The sequence below is a fragment of the Mycobacterium sp. IS-1556 genome, assembly GCF_001499985.1.
GTDB lineage: Bacteria > Actinomycetota > Actinomycetes > Mycobacteriales > Mycobacteriaceae > Mycobacterium.
The window spans coordinates 1-6,868 of record NZ_LQIM01000024.1 but is presented as its reverse complement, the minus strand read 5'-3'; the positions used below and the strand labels follow the sequence as shown (position 1 = coordinate 6,868).

Genomic DNA, 6,868 nt, shown 5'->3' with positions numbered 1-6,868 from the left:
CCGGTGACAAGCGTCTGGTCGGCTACATCACCGGCAGCGCAGACCCGGGCGATATTCGCGCCCAGCTGTTGGATCGGCTGCCCGACTATCTGGTCCCGGCCACGGTGGTGCTACTCGACCCGCTGCCGCTGACCCCCAACGGCAAACTCGACACCCGCGCCCTACCACCGCCGGAGTCCCAAAATACCGACCGCTACCGCGCCCCAAGCAACGCGGTCGAGGAGATCCTGGCCGGCATATACGCAGACGTACTGGGTATCGAGCGCGTCGGAGTCGACGACTCCTTCTTCGACCTCGGCGGGGATTCGCTGCTGGCGATGCGCCTGTCGGCGGCGATCAACGTTTCACTGGACGCCGACCTATCGGTACCGGCAGTATTCGAGGCGCCGACAGTCGCGCAGTTGGCGCATCGTGTCAGTCAAGGTTCGCGTCGGCTCCAGCCGTTGGTGCCCGTCGAACGGCCGGCGGTGGTGCCGTTGTCGTTTGCCCAGCAGAGACTGTGGTTCATCGGGCAGTTACAGGGACCATCGGCGGTCTACAACCTGCCGGCGGCATTGCAGTTGCGCGGTTGCCTTGACGTCGAGCAATTGCGTGCCGCGCTGGCCGACGTGGTGGAGCGTCACGAGAGCCTGCGCACGCTGTTCGTCGCGCCCGAGGGCGTCCCGCAGCAGCTGATCGCGCCGCCGGAACAGGCGGAATTCGGCTGGGACGTCGTTGACGCCACCGACTGGCCGAAAGATCGGCTCGACGAGGCGATCCTTGCGGTAACCCGTCACAGTTTTGACCTGCAGTCTGAAATCCCAATTCGGGCAAAGCTTTTCCGGCTCGCACACGACGAACATCTGCTGGTGGCAGTAGTGCACCATATCGCCGCCGATGGCTGGTCGATCGCCCCGCTCATCAGGGATCTGGGCGTGGCCTATGCCAGCCGGTGTGCGGGGCTGGCTCCCGAATGGGAACCGCTGCCGGTGCAGTACGTCGACTACACGCTGTGGCAGCGTGCCCTGCTCGGCGATCTGGCGGACAGCGACAGCCCCATCACCGCACAGCTGGCCTACTGGGAGCAGGCACTGGCCGGGCTGCCGGAGCGGCTGGAATTGCCCACCGATCGGCCGTACCCGGCGGTGGCCGATCAGCGCGGTGCCAGCGTGGTCGTGGACTGGCCGGCCGAATTGCAGAATCTCGTCGCGCGGGCGGCGCGGGAGCACAACGCGACCAGCTTCATGATCGTCCAGGCCGCCCTGGCAGTGCTCCTTTCGAATGTCAGCGCCAGCACCGACGTGGCCGTCGGGTTCCCGATCGCAGGGCGGCGCGACCCCGCCCTGGACGAGCTGGTGGGCTTCTTCATCAACACCTTGGTGTTGCGGGTCGATCTGGCCGGTAACCCCACCGGCGCCGAGCTGTTGAGCCAGGTGCGCCAGAGAAGCCTGGCCGCCTACGAGCACCAGGACGTGCCGTTCGAAGTCCTGGTGGAGCGACTCAACCCGTCGAGGTCGTTGGCTCACCATCCTCTGATCCAGGTGATGGTCGGGTGGCAGTTCGCCGCGAACAGCGATCCCGCTGCGCAACTCGCGCTGGAGGACCTCGAGGTCACGTCGCTGCCAGTGGACACCCGGACCGCCCGGATGGATCTGACGTTTTCGCTCGCCGAGCGCTTCACCGAGTCTGGCGAGCCCGCCGGGATCGGCGGAACGGTCGAATTTCGCACCGATGTGTTCGACGTCGCCAGCATCGAGGCGCTGATCGAACGGTTGCGGCGGGTGCTGGCTGTGATGACCGCCGATCCGGCGCGGCCGGTCTCGTCAATCGACGTGCTTGACGTCCTCGAGCACGCCCGACTCGATGAGATCGGCAAGCGCGCAGTGCTGGCCCAGTCCGTTGTGCCGACGACGATCCCGGCGCTGTTCGCCGCGCAGGCGGTCACCGCTCCTGGAGCGGTGGCGGTGGTCTTCGACGGGCGCAGCCTGACCTACCGCGAGTTGGACGAGGCGTCCAATAGGGTGGCGCATTCACTGGCCGCCCATGGTGTGGGACCCGGTGACTGTGTGGTGCTGCTGTCAGCGCGCTCGGCTGACGCGATCGTGGCCATATTGGCAGTGCTGAAAACAGGGGCCGCCTATCTGCCGATTGACCCGGCTTGGCCGGCGGCCCGGATCGAGTTCCTGATCGCCGATGCCGCACCGGTCGCCGCGATCACCACCGCGGGTCTCCGCTCACGGTTGGACGGCTTCGAGTTGCCGGTTGTCGACGTCGCAGATCCCAGCATCGACAGCTATCCCTCCACGAGCTTGCCGATGCCGAACCCTGACGACCTCGCCCACATCATCTACACCTCGGGCACCACCGGGGTGCCCAAAGGTGTTGCGGTGACTCATCACAACGTGACCCGGCTCTTCGACCGATTGGATATCGGCGTGGCGCTGGGACCGGCGCAGGTGTGGGCCCAGTTTCATTCGCTGGCTTTCGACTTCTCGGCGTGGGAAATCTGGGGCGCCTTGCTATTCGGTGGCCGCCTGGTGGTGATCCCCGAGTCGGTGGCCCGCTCGCCGCAAGACCTCCAAGCCTTGCTGGTGGCGGAAAAAGTCAGCGTGTTGAGCCAAACCCCGTCGGCGGTCGGGATGCTCTCAGCCGACCGGCTCGAGTCGACGGCGTTGATCATCGGTGCCGAGCCCTGTCCGCTCGAGGTGGTGGATCGGTGGGCGCCGGGGCGGGTGATGGTCAACGTCTACGGCCCGACCGAGACCACGATCTTCGCGTCGACCAGCACACCGTTGACGGCGCGAGCAGGTGTGGCGCCCATCGGGTCTCCGGTGCCGGGAACGGCATTGTTTGTGCTGGATCGATGGTTACGTCCGGCGCCCGCGGGGGTCGTCGGCGAACTGTATGTCGCCGGCCGCGGTGTGGGGGCCGGCTACGTACGGCGGGCGGGGTTGACGGCGTCGCGATTCGTGGCATGCCCGTTCGTAGGCGAGGGAGCGCCGGGACAACGGATGTATCGCACCGGCGACATGGTGCGCTGGGGCGCCGACGGGCAGTTGGAATACCGGGGCCGAGTCGATGAGCAGGTGAAGATCCGGGGCTACCGCATCGAACTGGGAGAGATCCAGGCCGCGCTGGCTGGTTTGGACGGCGTGGAGCGGGCGGCAGTGGTCGCCCGCGAGGACCGCCCCGGCGACAAGCGCCTCGTCGGCTACATCACCGGGACGGCAGACGCCGCCGCGATCCGGGCGCAGCTGTCCGAGCGGCTACCGGCTTACATGGTTCCGGCCGCCGTGGTGCTGATCGAGGCGATGCCGCTTACCCCCAACGGCAAGCTCGACAAACGCGCCCTTCCGGCACCCCACTACACCTCAAGCCAGTACCGGGCGCCGGTCACCGCCATCGAGAAGATCCTCGTCGACATCTACGCAGACGTGCTGGGACTCGAGCGCGTCGGGGTTGACGAGTCGTTCTTTGATCTGGGTGGGGACAGCATCTTGTCGATGCAGGTGGTCGCCAGGGCCAGGGCCGCCGGCCTCGCATGTAGACCGCGCGACATCTTCGTCGAGCAGACCGTGGGGCGGTTGGCTCGGGTGGCGGTGGTGACCGACGGCGAAGCCGGCGACGTCGACGAGGGCCTCGGACCGGTGATTGCGACACCGATCATGCGGTGGCTCGCCAGCGTGGACGGCCCAGTACAGGAGCTCAACCAGACCGTCGTGTTGTCCGCGCCCGCGGGGACGAGCGAGACCGACGCGGCGGTGGTGTTGCAGGCATTGCTGGATCGGCATGCGATGTTGAGGCTGCGCGCGGCCGACGGTGCAGACGGTTGGTCCTTGACTGTGCCCGCGGCGGGCTCGGTGGATGCCGGCGGCTGCCTGCAAGTGGTCGATGCGTTGTCCGATGAGGCGTTGGTGACCGCGCGGTCGCGGCTGAATCCAGCCGCGGGGGCGATGGTGAGTGCACTGTGGGTGACGTCCACGAGTCAGCTGGTGCTGATCATCCACCACCTCGCCGTCGACGGAGTCTCATGGCGAATCCTGTTGGAAGACTTGAATATCGCGTGGGCCCAACACCGAGCCAGGCAGCCGGTGGCACTTCCGGTCATCGGAACGTCCTTCGCCCGCTGGTCCACGCTGCTGGCCGAGCACGCCCGTCGTCCGGAGGTGGTCAAGCAGGCCGACGCGTGGAAACAGGTGGCGGCGGCCCCGGCGCTGTTGCCGGCGGTGCAGCCGGAGCGGGATACCTACGCCAGTGCCGGGCAGTTGTCGGTCTCCCTGGACAGCGAACTCACCCGCACGCTGCTGGGCGAGGTGCCGGCGGCGTTTCATGCCGGGGTACAGGACATCTTGCTGATCGCGTTCGGGTTGGCGTGGGCGCAGTTCGTCGGCAATGGTTCGGTTCCGATCGGTATCGACGTGGAGGGCCACGGGCGCCACGAAGAGATTGCCCCGGATGTCGATCTGTCCCGCACGGTGGGCTGGTTCACCAGTAAGTACCCGGTGGCTCTGAGGGTCGGTAAGCCGTCGTGGCGGCAGGTGATCATCGGCGACGCGGCGTTGGGTGCGGTGATCAAAGATGTCAAAGAGCAGCTTCGCGCCTTGCCCGATCCGCTGACTTACGGCGTGCTGCGCTACCTGAACGCCGACGTGGACCTGCCCGAATCAGACCCGCCGATCGGATTCAACTACCTCGGGCGGCTCGGCGCTCCAGCGCAGACTGCCGCTGCTGATGACGTGTGGCGGATCGGCGTGGACGGGGTGTCGCTGGCCAGCGCCGCCTCGGCGGTGGCGACGCCGTTGGCGCACACCGTGGAGCTCAACGCGGGCACCGTGGACACTGAGGCCGGCCCGCAACTACACGCCACCTGGACATGGGCACGCTCGGCGATAGACGACGACGAGATAAGCCGGCTGAGCGGGTTGTGGTTTGAAGCGCTGACCGGCGTCTGTGCGCACGTGCGAGCTGGCGGTGGCGGGCTGAGCCCCTCGGATATCGCCCCGGCCCAGCTGAGCCAGCGTCAGATCGATGAACTCCACCAGCAGTATGAAATCGCCGATATCTTGCCGTTGACCCCGCTGCAGCAGGGACTGCTCTTCCACGCCAGCACCCCGCAGGGCGACGACGATGTATATGCGGTGCAACTGGCGATCGGCTTGAGCGGAGCCCTTGACCGCGATCGGCTGCGCGATGCGGTGCGCACGGTGGTCGATCGGCATCCCAACCTGGCGGCGCGGTTCTGCCAACAGTTCGACGAGCCGGTGCAGGTCATCCCGGCCGACCCGATCGGGGCATGGCACTACGTCGAGCTCGACCCCGGCGGGGATGTCGACGAACAGGTCCAGCGAGTATGCGCTCGCGAGCGCGTCGCGGTATGCGACCTGCCCGCCGGGTCCGCCTTCCGGGTGGCGTTGATCCGCATCGCAGAAGACCAGCATCAGATGGTGCTGACAAATCATCACATCCTGGTGGACGGCTGGTCGATGCCGATTCTGGTGAACGAGATATTCGCCAGCTACCGGGGACAGTGCTTGCCCGCTGCTGTGCCCTATCGCAAGTTCGTCACCTGGCTGGCCGGTCGCGATCTCGACGCCGCCCACGCGGCGTGGCGCGAGGTGCTCGCCGGCTTCGACACCCCCACCTTGGTATCTCCGGCCCATCGTTCAGGTTCGGGACCACGTGGCGTGCTCTGGTCACAGGTGTCCGAGCCGATCACCCGCTCTATCGGCGAGTTGGCGCGCTCAGCTCACGTCACCGTCAACACCGTATTGCACTGCGCCTACGCGCAGTTGCTCGTGTGGTTGACCGGTCAGCACGATGTTGCCTTCGGCACCGCCGTCTCGGGGCGGCCGGCCGAGGTGGTCGGTGCGGACTCGATGGTGGGTTTACTCATCAACACAGTGCCCGTGCGGGCGCGCATCACCGCGACGACCACCACCGCCGAACTGCTCGAGCAACTGCAGCGTGCCCACAACGAAACTCTGGAGCATCAGCACCTGGCGCTCAACGAGATCCATCGCATCACCGGTCACGAACGGCTCTTCGACACGCTGTTCGGCTACGAGAACTACCCGATCGACACCGCTGCGTTGACGGGCGGGCATGAGTTGGCCGTCACCGGGTTCACGGTCCGCGAACGCAATCACTACCCGCTGACGATCCAAATCCAACCGGGTACCGAGTTGGGCCTTCGCGTCGAATACGACACTGATGTGTTTGATGCGGCCAGTGTCGAGGCTGTGGTGGAGCGGTTGCGGCGGGTGTTGGTGGTGATGGCTGCTGATCCGGGGCGGTCGTTGTCGTCGGTGGATTTGCTTGACGAGTTCGAGCATGCCCGACTCGATGAGGTCGGTAATCGGGTGGTGTTGGGGCGGTCTGCGGCGCCGGTGTCGATTCTGGAGTTGTTCGACGTGTGGGTGCGGCGGGTTCCGGATGCGGTGGCGTTGTGTGGCGGGCAGCGTTCGTGGACGTATCACGAGCTTGATGAGGCTGCAAATCGGTTGGCGCACTTGTTGACTGCCGAAGGTGTGGGCGCGGGGGATTGCGTGGCCCTGTTGGTGGAGCGGTCGGCTGAGGCGGTCGTGGCGATTGTGGGGGTGCTCAAGGCGGGGGCGGCTTATGTGCCGATCGATCCGGCCCATCCCGAGGCGCGGATCGCGTTCGTGCTCGCTGATGCGGGGCCCAAGGTGGTGATCAGTACCGCTGATCTGGCCGGGCGGCTGGATGAGTGCGGTGTGGTGGTGATTGATGTTGATGATCCGCGTATTGGCAGTCAATCGAGTAGCCCGTTGCCGGTTCCTGCTGGCGGGGGGATCGCTTATCTGATTTACACCTCGGGCACTACTGGTACGCCCAAGGGGGTGGCGGTCACCCATGCCAATGTGACGCA

Annotated in this window: 1 protein-coding gene; it reads left to right on the top strand. The window is 66.4% G+C overall.

Annotation, left to right across the window (positions count from 1 at the left end):
• Positions 1 to 6,868: non-ribosomal peptide synthetase (locus tag AU187_RS16365; protein ID WP_156442361.1), on the top strand; the 6,868-nt coding region annotated here is incomplete at both ends.